The sequence below is a fragment of the Stenotrophomonas sp. SrG genome, from assembly GCF_050031795.1.
Classification (GTDB): Bacteria; Pseudomonadota; Gammaproteobacteria; order Xanthomonadales; family Xanthomonadaceae; genus Stenotrophomonas; species Stenotrophomonas rhizophila_A.
Map to the genome: position 1 here is coordinate 1 of NZ_JBNBBE010000363.1, position 263 is coordinate 263.

Here is a 263-nt window from a genome sequence, read left to right on the forward strand (position 1 = left end):
GGACATCGCCGTCGAGGTCACCCGCCCCAGGGACCTCGTCGCGCTGCTGACCGTGTGGCACCGGGTGGAGGCCGCACCCGCGACTGAGGCGGCACCGGCGACGCTGACGGCGCTCGACGATGCGACCCTGACGGTGCATCTGCCGTTCCAACACGCGCAAGAGCACGCGTGGTCCGAAGCGGGCGGAAGGCGTCCGAACCCGCTCGCTCCGTCGGAGACCACGCCGGACACATCGTCGACCGCTCAGCAGTTCCGGCGCGGTC

Annotated in this window: 1 protein-coding gene; it reads left to right on the forward strand. The window is 71.9% G+C overall.

Annotated elements, in window-relative coordinates; genetic code table 11:
* Nucleotides 1-263, forward strand: a 263-nt coding sequence (locus ACQG3P_RS20120; protein ID WP_426806031.1) for a hypothetical protein, incomplete at both ends; no start/stop codon positions are given.